At 49.6% G+C, this 15437-nt stretch carries 16 protein-coding genes; 3 read left to right on the top strand and 13 right to left on the bottom strand.

From position 1 onward, the window contains the following. Positions 1 to 2: 2 nt before the first annotated feature. The 6 genes from H7A02_03050 to H7A02_03025 all read right to left on the bottom strand — a co-directional run bounded on the left by H7A02_03050 (position 3) and on the right by H7A02_03025 (position 4772). Positions 3 to 179 carry a hypothetical protein gene (locus tag H7A02_03050; GenBank protein ID MCP5171238.1) on the bottom strand — a complete coding sequence of 59 codons (177 nt, stop codon included), beginning with the start codon at positions 177 to 179 and terminating at the stop codon, positions 3 to 5. Positions 180 to 184: 5 nt separating this feature from the next. Then, positions 185 to 925 (bottom strand): TIGR03761 family integrating conjugative element protein, encoded by a 741-nt coding sequence (locus H7A02_03045; GenBank protein MCP5171237.1) that lies wholly within the window; start codon positions 923 to 925, stop codon positions 185 to 187. Between the two features lie 187 nt (positions 926 to 1112). Beyond that, entirely contained in the window at positions 1113 to 2369 is a 1257-nt protein-coding gene (locus H7A02_03040; GenBank protein MCP5171236.1) for a helix-turn-helix domain-containing protein, read from the bottom strand. Continuing rightward, positions 2359 to 2961 (bottom strand): DUF2857 domain-containing protein, encoded by a 603-nt coding sequence (locus H7A02_03035; GenBank protein MCP5171235.1) that lies wholly within the window; start codon positions 2959 to 2961, stop codon positions 2359 to 2361. Before H7A02_03035 ends, H7A02_03040 begins: the two co-directional genes overlap by 11 nt. Next, on the bottom strand, positions 2948 to 4465 hold the full coding sequence (locus H7A02_03030; GenBank protein ID MCP5171234.1) for a ParB N-terminal domain-containing protein: 1518 nt from the start codon (positions 4463 to 4465) through the stop codon (positions 2948 to 2950). The genes H7A02_03035 and H7A02_03030 overlap by 14 nt, the downstream gene beginning before the upstream one ends. Next, positions 4455 to 4772, bottom strand: coding sequence for a hypothetical protein (locus H7A02_03025; GenBank protein ID MCP5171233.1), 318 nt, complete (start codon positions 4770 to 4772; stop codon positions 4455 to 4457). Before H7A02_03025 ends, H7A02_03030 begins: the two co-directional genes overlap by 11 nt. Before the next feature lie 65 nt (positions 4773 to 4837). Here H7A02_03025 and H7A02_03020 point away from each other — a divergent pair, with 65 nt between their 5' ends. The 3 genes from H7A02_03020 (at position 4838) to H7A02_03010 (ending at position 6179) form a co-directional block, all read left to right on the top strand. Beyond that, positions 4838 to 5512 carry a LexA family transcriptional regulator gene (locus H7A02_03020; protein MCP5171232.1) on the top strand — a complete coding sequence of 225 codons (675 nt, stop codon included), beginning with the start codon at positions 4838 to 4840 and terminating at the stop codon, positions 5510 to 5512. 46 nt (positions 5513 to 5558) lie between these two features. Then, positions 5559 to 5822, top strand: coding sequence for an AlpA family phage regulatory protein (locus tag H7A02_03015; GenBank protein MCP5171231.1), 264 nt, complete (start codon positions 5559 to 5561; stop codon positions 5820 to 5822). A gap of 132 nt (positions 5823 to 5954) precedes the next feature. Beyond that, complete coding sequence (locus H7A02_03010; GenBank protein MCP5171230.1) at positions 5955 to 6179, top strand: helix-turn-helix domain-containing protein; 225 nt, start codon at positions 5955 to 5957, stop codon at positions 6177 to 6179. A gap of 110 nt (positions 6180 to 6289) precedes the next feature. Here H7A02_03010 and H7A02_03005 read toward each other — a convergent pair whose 3' ends face one another. The 7 genes from H7A02_03005 to H7A02_02975 form a co-directional block, all read right to left on the bottom strand. Further along, positions 6290 to 7651, bottom strand: a complete 1362-nt coding sequence (locus tag H7A02_03005) for a tyrosine-type recombinase/integrase (GenBank protein ID MCP5171229.1) — start codon at positions 7649 to 7651, stop codon at positions 6290 to 6292. Positions 7652 to 8685: 1034 nt separating this feature from the next. Next, positions 8686 to 8979, bottom strand: a complete 294-nt coding sequence (locus tag H7A02_03000; protein MCP5171228.1) for an antibiotic biosynthesis monooxygenase — start codon at positions 8977 to 8979, stop codon at positions 8686 to 8688. A gap of 131 nt (positions 8980 to 9110) precedes the next feature. Beyond that, a complete protein-coding gene (locus H7A02_02995) occupies positions 9111 to 9638 on the bottom strand; it encodes a hypothetical protein (GenBank protein ID MCP5171227.1) in 528 nt (175 codons plus the stop codon). Continuing rightward, positions 9635 to 10864 carry a phosphotransferase family protein gene (locus H7A02_02990; GenBank protein ID MCP5171226.1) on the bottom strand — a complete coding sequence of 410 codons (1230 nt, stop codon included), beginning with the start codon at positions 10862 to 10864 and terminating at the stop codon, positions 9635 to 9637. The genes H7A02_02995 and H7A02_02990 overlap by 4 nt, the downstream gene beginning before the upstream one ends. A 54-nt stretch (positions 10865 to 10918) precedes the next feature. Next, complete coding sequence (locus tag H7A02_02985) at positions 10919 to 11890, bottom strand: hypothetical protein (protein ID MCP5171225.1); 972 nt, start codon at positions 11888 to 11890, stop codon at positions 10919 to 10921. Between the two features lie 21 nt (positions 11891 to 11911). Continuing rightward, positions 11912 to 12850, bottom strand: coding sequence for a hypothetical protein (locus H7A02_02980; GenBank protein ID MCP5171224.1), 939 nt, complete (start codon positions 12848 to 12850; stop codon positions 11912 to 11914). A gap of 110 nt (positions 12851 to 12960) precedes the next feature. Beyond that, a complete protein-coding gene (locus H7A02_02975) occupies positions 12961 to 15285 on the bottom strand; it encodes a TonB-dependent receptor (GenBank protein MCP5171223.1) in 2325 nt (774 codons plus the stop codon). Between the last annotated feature and the right edge of the window lie 152 nt (positions 15286 to 15437).

Below are 15437 nucleotides of genomic sequence, written 5' to 3'. Positions count from 1 at the left end.
GCTCAGATCTGATGGCCTGACACTTCGCTTCCCTGAATCCCACTCAGCAACAGCTGCCGCAACCACTGTTTTGTCTGGTTGTTAGGCAGGCGGCGTAAACGCTGAAGCACCATCGCTTCCAGCAGTGGAATTCGCGTATCGAGCGAGATGACAAGCTGCTGAAGCGTGCTGGTGGCCAAGGCGTTCAGCCCTCGTCAGAATCTGCGATGGCGTTGTTATTCAGCTGTTGAAATGCCAGGGGACGCAGAGACGGCAACCGCTCACCATTGAGGATGTCCTGGGGAATCTTGCCCATCCGCTCTCTCGCTTTGATGGCTGCCGGTGTTCCCTGCCGGATATCGGAGCGACGAACGTCCAGGCAGTGATACCCCTGGGGCAACGCAAACACCCGGCGCACCCATCGCCCACTACCCGACACCTGCTCAATGAGGTCAGTGGGCATGTCGAGACCTAAGTAATGCAACGTCATGTCTGCGCACATCAACCGGTCGTACTCACCCAGCAACTGTGCTGCGCGAAAGGCGTAGGGATTGGCGAACTGTAACGATACGCGCTGTGGTCGACTCGATTGTGCGACGGTGAATTCGAGAGCACTGTTGGATTCAGTGATAAGGGCGTCCATCCTTTGCTGCAATCCCTGCAGCTGTGCTCGGATATCGGCAACGCCCTCTTCCACTTTGAGCAACCACCAGTCGGCATAAGGGTCGTCGAAGCGGACGGCCTGCCATAGCGACTTCAGCCGATCTGCAAAACCGATCAATCCCATAATGGCAGGCTTGCCATCGGCTGCACGGCGGCCGCGGATCAGGCTCTGGGCCTGATAGGTCTGAATCGTCAACCAGACTTCACCCTGCAGGGCGCCTGGCACTGACTCGTTTTGATTTTCGGCTGTACTCTCGTGTGACTGCTGTGCATCTGAATTCATTTGCGTCATTCCCTTCAAGGTCAACTCTGACGTTCTATGAATCCACGAATGGGAAAATGACACCACGGAATATCCATCCGACTGATGCAGTGTTTTGTGTTGTTGCGATCAGATGGTTCCAGTGGAAACAGTGCAGGGAAGTAACGACGGAGGGGTGTCACATCGTGTGTGATAACGGGCGGTCGCGCTATTTATCCATATTCAATGATGCTCGTAACTTGGCCAGCTGCTCACGCCCATAGGCTTGGTTTCGTGCTCGCTCTTCAGCCGCTTTGCTTTTCTGTTCTTCGTTTTCTGGCGGCGGGACGTGAAGTACCCGATCTTGTCTTGCCTCGGCCACCTTGATCCCGAGGTTGGGCACAAATTCGCCTTGTTGTGCCGCCTTGCACAGCGAATGCAAGAACCGCAGCTCGTCATAAACCGGCTTCATGCCTTTTTGCTCAGACTCCAGACGACCCTGAAGTTCGTCGAGCACCAACTGCCGATCATCAGGATCGATCATGGCAAGATACCTGTCCGCCAAGTGTTTCTGGTTATCCGACAAGCGCGGCGGATAAATCAGCGCTCGCTCTGTTGCCGACGGGACTGATGGATTGGATTCAGAAAATGTTTTCTCTTCATGGTTTGTATTTTGTGTAGTGGTTGTTGTAGTTGTTTTTTTATAATGACTACTACAACGACTACTGTAGTGTTCCTTAGCCTCCGCCTTTGAATTTTGGTCCTGGACGGATTGTGCTGATGCGCTGGCCTCGGATGAATTTTTCAGTTTCCCAATGGTCGCGGCGTGAAAGGTAAAATAACGACCGCTTTTGCTGTGGTTTCCGCTGGAATCTGACAATTGTTGCGCGGCCTGCAGGCGACGCTCAATAGTTGACTCCTTCCGTCCTAACGACTCGCCTTCCTGAATATCCTTATCCAGACTCTCCAACACAGCTTGCGCCACGCGCCGGACGCGGGCGTGATGATGTTCCTGGGATTGGGTGACGAATGCCATGTAGGCCTCATCCAGGTACAGGGCATCGACCAGAGGCAGGGGTTCATCGTGAAGACTGTAGACATTGCCGGTGAAACGGCCGCTTTTTTGACGCACTCTGGCGCACAGCGTGAGCCAACGCGTCAAGCGCAGAATGGCAATAGCACGAGAGACAGTGGAGGTTGAGGAAACGTTAGTTTTAGCCGCAATGGTATCGTAATCGGGAAACGCCGTTCGTCCTCCAGTCTCTCTGGCATGGAGCATGATAACCATCCATACCAGTTTATCGACGGGTTCCAACACCGGGTCCTGGATGACCATGGCCGGCACGGCCTGATGCCAATTCCCCATGAACAACATGGCATCCGGTAACGATGGATCACTCTGGGCACGAACCTTGGCAACAGTTGCCTTGATTAAAGCGTCGAGAGCAACAGTTTCTGGTCGCAGCGCATCCGCATCATGGGCCATTCTCGACAACCCGCCCGGACGTCGCGGCACTGCTTCCCTCACCGTAGGTTTCCCAACGCTGCACCAGCGCCCAAATCGATCGCAATCCAATGCCTGTCTGTTGCTGTAGGTCGAGATAGTCCTCTGCAGTTAATGTGGATTTGTCATCCGCCTGTACCTTATCCTGCCAGGCATACCAGAGCGCGTGGGTATCGGTTTCATTCAGTTCGGGAGGCCTGCCCACGGCCGGCGCCAGCGTCAACAATCGGCGCCATCGCGTGTACTCCCGAGAACTCACACCAAACAGCTGCTGCATCATCTCTAACGGTGCGTCCGCGACCAGCAATGTTCGCTGCAGATCCTCAGATTCCCGCTGATGACGCAGGTGATCGAGCATCGGCCAAAAAACATCACGATTGAGACCAATCTGCAGACAGTGCACACGCAGTGCATCGGCCCGATAGAGATCGGCCAGATTCATCTCTTTCAGTGCGTCCAGCTCTTTGGGGCCAAAGTTCATGGCACGCAATGCCTGCTGATCCCCCTCTGCCAGACAGCGCATGGCGTACAACAGCACGGCGGTGGTGAGGTCGGCTTCCTTATTGGACGACATCGCTTTCACCTCCTTGTTGCGCCCAAAGCTCGACCCCGGTATCGAAGGCTAACCGTTTAATGCTCCGGTAGGACTCCATCATTTGCAGCAAACGCTGCCAGTCTGGCGGGTTCAATTGTTGCCAGAGCTGGCTGTTGAGATGGCCGGGATCAGGCGTCCAGACACTGCCAAAGAGCAGACCGGCATCATGGGATGCCAAGGCCTGGTATAGGGGCGAGTCTTTATCCAGGTAGGCCAGGACAATGTCCGTGGGAGCGACGGTCAACTCTGAGCTCGCAGCCAACTGCCACCAGAGTGCGGACACTAAATCCAGCATGTCCTGGTCAAGGGATTCCCGCAGCTCCGGTGAAGGCACATCAATCAGCAGAAAGCCCAAGCCCTGATCCGGCAGACGAATGACTGTCTCGTGCAGCCCGTGGGATGTCGCCAGGGTTACTGCGCAGTCCCACAACTGGCTCCGCAAAACGTCAAGATTTCTTTTCTGACCGCCTTTTTGGGCATTCGGCGCAGAGGTCAACTCAGCCGCAGTACTGTGTTGGTCTCTGCTTTTGTCGTGACAACTCGACGGTGAATCGATATCAGCAGGCTGCTTTGCCAATGTCGTCGTATTCGATGACGGCCCACTATCAGAATGCTCCGGGTGTTCCGAGTCCCTGTCCGCCCCCGGCTCTGTATCCTCTTCGGTATGAGCGGGGAGGCTGAATGCGCGGCCCGATAGTTGCGCCTCCATCTCCAGATGAATCACTTGGCGATTCAGTTCGGACTCCACGGCGATCTCATTTTCCAATGCATCGCGCAGTGGCTGAATGTCCCATTCGGCGCCATCATGACGGCGACACAACTCGGCAAAGATCGCATCGAAGACGGTGTTATCCCCCAATTGGCGACGATCCCAGATCGCTCGGGCAGCGCGTTCAAGGGCTCGGATCTTTTCCACCTGTGGCCGACCCAATCCGGCAGCCAAGGCTTTTGGCATCAATGGCCACAAGGTCTCAACGGCATATCCCATTTTGGAAATCATGCTGTGGCTGAGCCCGAAACCTCGCTCTCTGAACAACTCTTCCAGTTGGCGCTGAGACAGGCTCTCAACCTCCATCTCGCTTTCGAGGAGAGACTTTGCTTCGAATACGGCCAACGCTTTATCGATGAAAGGCAAACCGCCGCGCAATTCGTTTTCCCGGAGGTGGGCAAAAAGTACATTGGACTCCTGCGACCAGGGCTTGACGACGCAATCGATCCAGCGAAATCGCTCATCGCCGGTTTCGTCCAAAAGCTCCTTCAGTATCCTCAGCCGTGTATTGCCGCCACTATGGAGCACATAATCAGTAGCCCCCGGCTCCTGTGATAGCACCAATGGTTGATCTAGGCCTTCAGCCTGGATCGACGCCTTTATTCGATCATATTCCGGGTTCTGCTGCCGGCGGGGATTGCGGGAGTAATGGTGGATACGAGTGACGTCTACACGGGTGATCTCGTGGACGGATGGCGATCTCTCAGGCGTCATCGTTACCACCTGCTTCTTGTGCACCCGATTCAGGCACGACGCCGTAGAAAATCTCTGGATGTCGAACCATGCTCGCCCGAGGCACAGGCTCCAGTCGACCATCCGAAAGGTCCGCCACAGTACGGGTGTAATGCTCGATTTGCGTCGCCATCAATGGACTGGCATATCGATGCTGGCCGGCAATCTGATACAAGTAGGAGACTGAGTCGCCACACGCTGCTGCGACGTCGGCCCGCTCCCGCTTGGTTGCCACTTTGAGAAAGTCCTTTAGCTCCATGCGTAAAAACATTAGCACCGTGCGAATCATCGGGCAACGACAAGCACCACGTTTTTGCTTAGCATTCTGCTAAATTATCTGCTAAAGTATTTCGCATGACGCTAAAACTTAACCAGATCCGGCTCCACAATCTTGAGGTTTTGATTGCCGAAGCGGGGTCAGCTGCCAAGTTGGCGCGCGCGGCTGGGACCAATAGCTCCTACCTCAGCCAGGTGCGCAACCAGCTGCCAACCAAAAAAGGAACGCCCCGCTCTATCGGAGATGAGCTGGCGGAAAAACTGGAAAAGGCTATGAAAAAATTCCAAGGATGGATGGATACGCCCCATGCGGAGGGGGTGATACAGGAAGAACACAACGCCCACGATGGCCCCGACCTTCGCAGCCTCCACCCGCTGATCTCTTGGGTTCAAGCTGGAAATTGGTATGAGATTTCTGAAAGTTTCGTGCCGGCCTACGGTTCAGAGCTTTTACCCTGCCCGGTGTGCTGTAGTCCTGAATCCTTTGTACTTAGGGTCCGCGGCAGCAGTATGGAACCCAAATTTCATGAGGGCGACCTGATTTTTGTTGACCCCAATGTTTCACCTGACCACGGAAAGTACGTGGTTGTTCGACTCGATGAATCCAATGAAGCCACGTTCAAGCAGTTAATTATTGAAGAGGGCAAGCAGTACCTGAAGGCGCTCAACCCTGACTGGCCGAATCGCATTATCGAAGTGGATGAAGAAGCGACAATCTGTGGAGTCATTGTCTTCAAGGGGGAGGTAGTCTGAATACTGATCGTAGACTTAACCGCCTACACCAAAAGATGACAAGAGAATGATTTGTATAGACAGCACGCAAAAGATAACAACCTTGATTAACCGAAAAACATTGTTGGCAATGATACCGCTTTCAGACCGCGCCATTTACAACATGGAAAAACGTGGAGAATTTCCCCGCCGTATCGTTTTAACAAGCCGCAAGGTGGTCTGGGATTTAGCTGATGTAGAGCAATGGATCGAGGAACGAAAGCAGTCCAGCGATAAAGCCACCAGACCGGCCTCTACTGCCACATCAGAAATCCCATGCTTAACAAAGTGACGGCTTTCACAAAGGCCATGTTTAGCTCCCTGATAAAAAGATAGCTTGGATTCTAGCTTGTAATAACAATTAGCTTAATGCTAATGTTTTTACAGACTAACATGAGCTTCTGACTCTTTCGGGAACTAAAATATGAACGACAGCGCAGCGGTTATTTACGACCGCGAACTTACAACTAAAGAGGCGGCTTCGCTACTAGGCTTATCACCCAGCACACTGCGAAAATGGCGCTGTACAGGAGAGCGTCCAGAATTGCCGTGGTGTAAGCGGTTTCGAAAGGTTTTCTACCTGGAATCCGAAGTTATCCTTTTCAAGAAACAAAATACAACATCCAATTGTGAAGAAACTTACGTCTAGCCGTTATTTCAACTATCCAGCTTCATATCTGTTAGCGTTTATCGGGCTTGTCTAGATTCGCTAGTCACTCATTCCCAATTTAGAACGCCCTAGAATTTTGGTTTAGCAACTTACCAAGCAGCTGTTAGCTCTTTCATTAGATCCAAACAGGATTTTCCAATCATATAATCAGCGACCTTCTGACTAGCCTCTCGTAGTTTTGTCATGGATGGATGAATATAGTGTGCATCCACACCTTCCCGGGCATGACTCAACAGCTCATCAATAAGGATTGGACTGATCTCCAATTCGGCCCCGATAGATTTGTAGGTTCGGCGCAAATCATGATTAGTGACAGATACCCCAGATACCTCCTTGACGATCTTTCTGACATCTTTTGTATCCCTGTAATGCCCGCTGCCAGTAATTCCCGGAAATAAATACTCCGTCTGTTCAGGCAAATTTGCCAATCGATTACGAACAATCGCTTCCGTGGCGGAGTTCAGGGGTAATTCCGCCTGCTTTCCGCCTTTCTTGATAATTTTGAAAGTATGCCTGTTAAGATCAATATCAGCGATTCGGATAGTCATAGTACCCATCAGCCTTACACCAGAGAACAACATAAATAGCAAAGCGTCCCGTCCATTGCGAAAGGCCGAAGTGTGATCATGCTCCCGGAGCCCTAGCACCGCTCTGAGATAGGGTTTGAAGTCGCTGTCATCCAGGCGTTCTGTGCGACGGTTAGAGCGGTTAATGTTAACGCCTAGCTGTTTCATCGCTCGACTAACCGGGTTTCGGATAAAAAGGTCAGACTCATCATATTTCGCCTGAGCCCAATTCCATACCGACCTCAAAATACGCATTGCATTATGTAGCTGGGTTTCGCCCTTACCTACTTGCTGGAGATATACGGCCTTTACCTGCTCTGCCGATATGCGGTAAAGATGCTCATCTAGTAAGTCCGCCAACAAAACCTCACATTTGTTTTTGATATCGATCAGGTAACGGTCACCGGGGCGCCTCTCCGCGACAAAACCATCAGGCAAAAACTCCCCGTCCTTACCTGTCGGCGACCCAAAGATCATATCTCTGAACGTTCGCTTAGCCTCGGATAGTTGTTGCTCATTTGCTTGCTCAGCAGCCAGCTGTTGAGCAAGCAAATGAGGATCGCGTCCCTCTTGTATTTCCAGGAACAGGCTATCTGCTTTCTGTCTCAGTTCTGAAATCGGAACTTGTGCATTTCTCGCTTCACCAACCTTCATGATTTGCCGCTTATACAACTTACTTTTTTGCTGTCCGCGAATACGAATCCTTTCGTATAGACAGAACGCACTGTCTGAATACGATTGACTGGGTCTGATTCTTATCGCCAGATGGCTGGCATTGTCGTAAAGGTAGGATTCTTTTGTAAATTCACCGTTATTAATTCGGCGCTCAATAACGGTTAAGGTCGGCTTGCTAAACTTGACCCTGTTCTCTGATGATCTTCCCATGAACAAGAACTCCTTTTCAGGCGATGGTAAGGTTAAATCTGGGATACACCTGGGATACAAAACAGCGTAATTTTTGTATCCCAGAGGAAATATCAAGTAACAGTGAAAATTGAAGAACCAAGAAAGAATAAAGGATTAAATACTAATATATCAACAACATGGGTATCATAAATCAACTTTTAGGAGCATCAATTAACACTGAGAAATGATTATACGAGAAGGATTCAAAATCCCCCGCTAGCGATAGTGTGCCGGTTCGAGTCCGGCCTCTGGTACCAAATATAAAACCCCGCCCTTGTGGTGGGGTTTTTTGTTTCTACAAATAAAACGAAAACCGCAGGTTCGATAAATTCCGCCTTAGGCGGAATTTGGATAAGGAGTGAAGCGACGAAGCCCTTCAGGGCGGCTACAGTCAAAAACTGAAACCGTCAGCCAGACTGACGGTAGACGCATAATAGACCGAAAGTTTTACCCTCCCATCAACGCCCCTCTTTATAAGTCTCGTCACAAACACACCGCTCAAAAAACTTAATATTTGCGCAACCTCATTAGGCTTCTAGCCTTAAGCCTAGAGCGATGCCCTGGATTTCCTATTGTTCAGCTGGTCGCTGACTGCGATACCCACTTAGCGAGAATAACATTGCAACAGAGGAATCAACCAAACTTACCAAATACTATCAATAGCGAGGACTTTGGTGTTTTGAGGAGAGGCGTAAATGTTTTGTTGCCAGCCAAATGCGTTTGGCGGATTTATGTTTTGGAATATAGAGTGGCGTTCGCACCAGATTAGTAGGTCTTCAAACAATACAGCTACTAGTTAGTAGCCTTTTCGGGATAGGTATATGTGGGATAAGTATATGCGTTATAGAACACAAACTTTCGAGTCAATGGCTAACATCGTGTATAACTTGTTTCTGAACGGTTTCCTGAACGCAGAAACAACCACAACGCAGCCATAACCCTCGGTGTTACGGTAAAGCACCCCGGCACCATTGATTGCATACTGAATCCAGCAGCCTCTCCTGAAGCGAGAGTTAGATACCAGTATTTTCTAAAAATCGAACCTTGGGCACGCCTTCGATCATTGAAGCGAGCTTTTCAAACACGCCAGTTTCAGCTCGCCAATTAAAATATTGCTGATAGGCCTCACGACTCTCCCAGCATTCCGAAATGACCAGCTCGGTTGGGTCGTCCAGGTTTTGGAGAACGTCGAGACTGATATAACCCTCGTAAAGGCGTGTCGCTGGAAGAATTTCGCGAAAGAAGTCTTTTACTTCTTCAATTTTCCCGGTAGAAGCTTTAATTTCAAGAATAATATTGGCACTCATTGTTATCACATTCTCCATGTTTTTACGCGTCGGGTTACAAGAACCGGTGGCCGTAACCTGCGCTAACCGCTACGGGCGACCGTCTTAAGATACAGCGTTGGTAAGGAAAGGTAAGGAAATAAAAATTAGCCCTAATACGCGCCACTAATGGCCTCGTCCATTGTTGGCAATTCATCCGGTTTGGTATCAAGCCCCAAAGGTTGACACCAACTTCTTTGCGCCGGGAAAAAATCTTTTTGCCGCTGCAAAATCAGAGTGTCCAGTTGCTTTTCATAAGGCTTGCCATTTGAACATTGAGTCGCTTCCGCAATAAGCTCGCGTAATTGGCGGCTGACCATCAGGTAGTCTTCAACCTCGGCTTCAGGACTTGCTAACTGTTTACTCCCCTCTTCTTCAGTATTCTTCAGTTGCTGCGCAATATCCGGGCGATCTGCATCAATAACTTCACGAACATCAGCAGAGAACTCCATAAAGTGCTGCAATTCCGAACGGTGAAAACTGCGCGCATACGGCAGCCGTTGACGAGTAAAATCCAATGTTGCTAAGGCAAGATTAAACTGTTCCACAACGTGGCTCTCGGCATTTTCCAATGCGGGAGCAACCACTTCACGCAGCGCGCGCAGTGAAACTTCCAGCTGGGTATCAAATGTCTGAATCATTGTGTCACCTCCTTAAAGAAGTCGCAGAGCTCGGACAAGTTCTGATAGCCCAAACCGGTGAGATAGTTTGTTAGTACATCTTGATGGGTTCGGGCGCCATAGGAAGAACGCGCCGATGACCCCATAATCAGAGTGAGCAACAGGTAACGGTTGTATACGCTGTAGTAAGTCAGTCGCACCGGGTCAACCTTCAAACCGGAAGCTTTCTCATAAGCAGCAAACAACTCTTCGCTGGACATCATGCCGGAAGCCAGAAGGGTTTCACCGTCTTCTGCGATATGCCCAAAAGTATCCAGGGTTGCATAAGTAAGGTCCCGGTGCCGATCACCCAGAACCGCGCCCTCCCAGTCCAGCCAAGTGGTAATTTCCCCGGAATCCTCATTAAACAGAAAGTTGCCATTGCGGTAATCGCCGTGGATCAGGGAAACGTGGTCAATGGGAGGCGCATGCTTGATCAGCCATTTATAGACAACGTCCATAATCGGCTCTTCCTCTATCCGGTCTTCCTCCCACATCCTGCGAAGATAATTAACCTGCTTAATGACAGCTTCATTGGAGCCAGCCACAGGCCTGTCATAATGTTCCAGACACTCGAAATGTGCGCTATCCAGCGTGTGCAATCTGGCTAGCAACTCGACAAATTGTGGGGCTAGTTTCTGCCGTAATTCCGGGCCGTAATTCTGACCGAGACCAGATACTTTGTCTGCATCGTGAGAGGGTTTAGCAACGCCGTTACAAAACCCCATAATGATGCCGGGGTATGGCAAATAGCTTCCATCCTCATCTACCCAATAGACCTCGGGGGCAGGAATGACACCCTCTACTGCTTTAAGTACCTCAAATTCACGCAATCGGCTTGATTCGGTAATTGAGGCTGCAGGCTCTGTACGGAGTACCATTTTGGCTGCTTCATTACCCTTGCCGTCAGCACCTCGCCACTGCAATACGAAAACAGCTTGCAGTTTTGAAGCACCTCCGGACAACCATTTGGCTTCGGAAATACCCACCTCATAACCAAGGTTGGCTTCTATCAGTTGCTTCGCACCACTGACCAAACGATCCAGAGTTAACTGCTGAAAGGGCGGCCCATTACGACGCTGCATTTTGCGGGTAAATACAGCATCAACTTCTTTTTCTGTTGGATACTTATCTCGAATTTGCTCAATCAGTGCATCACTGGGAGATTCACGAATATCACTCGTCTTCAATCGTTCTAGTGCGGTCATAACAAACAAGCCTTATGGAATAGTTGTTCTTTATTAGTATTTTATTTATTTTTTTTAAACTGAAAATTTATCCGCCATACCCCTGGAAAGGAATCCATGCCCCACAAAATCAGCAATATGACTATAGCCCGAGAGATTACCGCTCTCCCAGCGCATTAGGGTCTGAAATCCGCAGGTTGCCGGATTAAAGTTATACCAGGGAGCGCCAGCGATGGTAGTACCCCTTGCACAAAAGGTGTCGCCGTTACTATCTTCCATTTCAACAATTGCCCGAGTGACCAGCATATCCATTCGCTCCGCCGTCATCGTCGCATTGACAATAGGCCGCCGTACGCCCCCTTGAGCGATGTAACCATACCGAAATGGGCCATACACCATTTCCTTGTTTTCAAAATCGACGTCCAGCACGAGAAAGGCGTTTAAATCCTCACCCAGATCAATGTGTACCCAGGTAGCGCCCCTGTTACCCCAATCATTTCGGGGACCCCAGCTTTTGTTAATACCGTCAACACAGTCGATACTATACTCCGTACCGTGCAACAACAAACGTCCGGTCGTCCGCCCCTTGCCTTCCATATGGCCGTTGTTCCAACCATCGTAACCCTTGACCTTGGCTTGCCCCGCCAGAGGATTATCTTGGGGATCATGGGTATCAATCAGCGGACATACTGCCTTGAACGCAAGATCCACTTCGCAATGACCATCCAGCGATTTGTAATGCCACTCAAGCTCAGAAGCGCTATGAGCTTTGAAGCGCAATCCGTTTTCCAACGTGAAATCAGAGTAATCTTCAGGACAGGGCAAATGCATCTGGGCATCGTTGTGGTCTATCTGCCAGGGCTGAAAACAAAACCCTCTATGAATTTCAATAGAGCTGTGCAACACCCCCATATTAGGGCGGGCAACACAGTACAGGTTTCCGCTTACCGCATGTTCTGCATTTGAAAAAATAATAAACAGCGTTTCTGTCCACGTGCGGTCATTTGGGTCTCGCTCATGAAAATTAAAATCGTCTAGCGTAATCATTGTTATTACTCAGCCGATAACTCAGTTGGCGTATTCGATATGCTGTTTGGCGAAATCCAGATAATTCTTATTCCAGCAAAACTCGCACCACCCCGATCCTTTTTCGCCTTCTATCTCTACCGCTGTTGCTGATTCATTCAGTTGAATCATGGGATCAACAGGGTAAACAAACTTCGCAATGGTTTTGCACTGTAAGGTTGTGGTTCGATTCGAAGAATCTTCGATAACCACATAAATAGATGTGTGGTGCATATCGTCATCAAAAACAAAGTCATATTTAAGAGAGGTAATTTCTGCCATATGACCTTCTTTAAAGACATAGCCGAGCTGATGAACTCGTCCGAATGACTGCATTTCAAAAAAGTGTACCGCCGTACTCTCGGTAGTGGCATGAAACCATTTATAATGTTGATTCAAGCCCCAGATACGCGGCCCCCATGAACGATCCCGCTGGCAAAAGGTATCCAGCGCATATTCCTTGCCATCTATTTTAAAATTACCTTTTATACGTCCATGTTGCTCGGTGCGATCAATGGCGTAATAAGGTGGGCAGCCTTTTCTAAAAGCGCTAAATGGATAAGCCGGATGTGTTGCTTCAAACCTGAAATCCAGTTCGATGCGTTTGCCCCGGTAAGAGACGTTAGCGGTTTCAAAAGGTGTATCAATTTCCAGCTTTAGACCACCGACATCCCAATTATAAAAATCCATCGTAGATGGCACATCTACCTGATCAACACGCTCATCAATTTTCTCACCAATACCCGGCCCGAAAAACGACATAGATGAACCGGCCTTACCTTCACAATCAACCCACGTGTAAATAATTCCCGCACAGTCATACTCAGGCAAAGGCAGCATATAAACTACCGCTTCACGCGTGCCGGGCAATGAGGAAAGATCATGCCGATTCTCATCGTCAGGGTTACAGGGTTTTATATCTGAAGTTATATTGTTAAGCATCAATGGCTCCTAGTAATCATTCTTGTTAGGTATTTGGAAATACCAAGGATTGTATATCTACTAACCTTTGGGACCAACTCGGCCCCAAAGGCACTCCCCTTTAAAAGCGGCTAAAAGTGATAGCCAACAGTTAAACCGGCAGTCCTGGGTTCTGCAAAGTTATCCTGTCCGTAATCGAGAAGATCGGTAATTTCAATACGGTAGGTAGCAACTTCCTTATCATTGAGATTTCTTACCCAAAGTTTGGCAAAAAACTTATCGTCTTCTGCAGTGTAGGTAATATTACTGTTCCAGATTGAATATGACTGCAGTGTGGCCGCTGTCTGATTGAGAATATCCCCGAATCTTTCGCCGACATAGTTGCCATCAATCTGTACAGAAAGATAGCCATTTGCTACCGGCCACTCGTAGCGAACGACCAGGTTCGCGGTCTTGGCGGGCGCCTCACCCATTTCCCTGTCTTCAACTGTTGAGACCAATACACCTCTCTGCACATCTTCTACTTCAGTGTCCAGGAAGCTGGCTCCCAGGATAATATCCAGGCCTTCTATTGGATTGGCAAAAAGTTCAACCTCCAGGCCTGTAATGGTGGCTGGACGGTTTACAAAGAACTGCCCCAGGTTCTGAAAGCTCAGCGCCTGATAATCCTTGTAATCGTAGTAGAAGGTCGCTGCGTTCAGACGCATACTCTCTGTTAATTGCAATTTGGCGCCGATCTCGTAGGCATCCAGTTTCTCCTGATCATAGCCCCACTGATTAGCGGCTAGGCCGAGCGGAACAACCCCTACATTAAAACCGCCTGCCTTGATGCCGCGTCTGAATGAAGCGTAATACAAAGAGTCATCCGTTGGTTGCCAGTTGAGCTGCAACGTGCCACTCACTCCGTCTTCATCCAGTTCGGTAAGACTACCTGCGGTGGCCGGCGTGAAGTCATTGACAGGAGCAAGCAGTATTTCGTTGCCACCTACCAGGATTGGTGTCAGGTTAGCTGAGGTGAAACTGCGCGGCCCATCAAAGTCAAAATCGTCAACCAGCACCGCTATCTGCGCGTCCTGCTGTTGGAAATCTTTCTTGTCTTTTTGCAGGCGCAGGCCGCCGATCAGGGTTACCGTATCAGTCAGGGAGTATTCCAACTGGCCAAAGATTGCGTAAGTCTCCACTTCGGTCTCGAAAACTGAGTGCTGCAACGCACCGGCGTTAGCTGGGAACGATGGATCAAGAAGCGCAAGGAGGCCGTTGAAAGCATTAAAGTTATAGCCGCCGTCGGCATCCTGCTTCATATAGTAGGCACCAACCGTCCAATTAAGTGATTCTGTGCTGCCGTTAAGCCTGACCTCTTGCGACCAGTGCTCAGATTCATAGAACCCGTTGAAGTTGCAGACGCTCAAGGCAGAAGCATCGCAGTCTTCTGTCAGAACGTAATCCTGATCCAGATAACCGGTAATTGAAGTAACGGTGAAGTTGTCAGTATCCCAAGTGTTGGTCCACAGGTAATGAGTTACATCGTTCTCTGCCCAGTCCTTACTGTTATGGGCAACATCAAACGGGTCAGAATCTTTAGATAGCCCCGTTAAGGTTGTCGCGGCAAAAACAATATCATCACCTGATTTCATCATTGGGTTCAGGTTATCGCCCACCAAGTGACCTTCGGCCTTGCCGTATTCTACTTTAAGCAGTGTTTCCCAGCTATCGTTCACCTGGTATAACGCTTGACCTCGGTAAGCTTCGAAACCCGACTCCCGAAAATCACTTTGTCCTGGATAGTTGTTTTCGGTAAAACCGTCATGGCTGTCATGATAAGCGCTGAAACGAAGCTTTAGATCATCGCTAACCGGCATATTCAGGCGAACTTCGCCCCCCAGAATGCCGTCCGTGCCCGCAGTACCTTCGACATATGCTCCAAACTCTTCTTCAGGCTTTTGAGTCACGAAAGAGAAAGCTCCGCCGGTGGCGTTACGTCCAAAAAGTGTACCCTGCGGCCCCTTAAGAACCTCGGTTCTTTCCATATCAAATAAAGAAAAGTCCACCGTGCTGCTGGAAATCATGTAGAACTCATCCACAAAAGCTGCAACGGGTGATTCTGCACCATTGTTCAGGTCGGTATTGCCTACACCGCGAACAAACAGGTTGGTGGTCAACCCACGGCCAACAAAGTGGCGGCGAATTTCCACATTAGGTGACTGCATGGATACGTCAGCGGCACTGCTAAAGTTCAGCGCTTCCATCTGGTCGCCCGAGAAGGCCGAAATGGCAACACCGACGTCGTCGGCGGATTGCTCACGCTTTTGTGCAGTGACAACCACTTCCTCCAAAATAGATGTTCTTTGCGCGGCCATACCTGGCGAGGCCACAGACAAAGTCGCAAGCGAAACCATAGAAACAAGAAAAGATCGATTGAATATTCTTTTTTTCGTGCTGTTATCAAAACGAGACATAACACTTCCCCATAATAATTTCTGTTGAGCTAAAAAACCTGCTATTTGGCAACGCTGATTAACCATCTCCGTTAATTGCGCCAGATCGCAGATTTTTACCTAGCCAGTGCTTGGAATGACCATGTTGTTGTAACCAGAAGCCGCCATGTTAA

The sequence above is a fragment of the Pseudomonadales bacterium genome (genome assembly GCA_024234435.1).
Lineage (GTDB): Bacteria > Pseudomonadota > Gammaproteobacteria > Pseudomonadales > Porticoccaceae > JACKOF01.
Note: the sequence above shows the minus strand (reverse complement) of the source record. Positions and strands in the feature narration are given on the sequence as shown.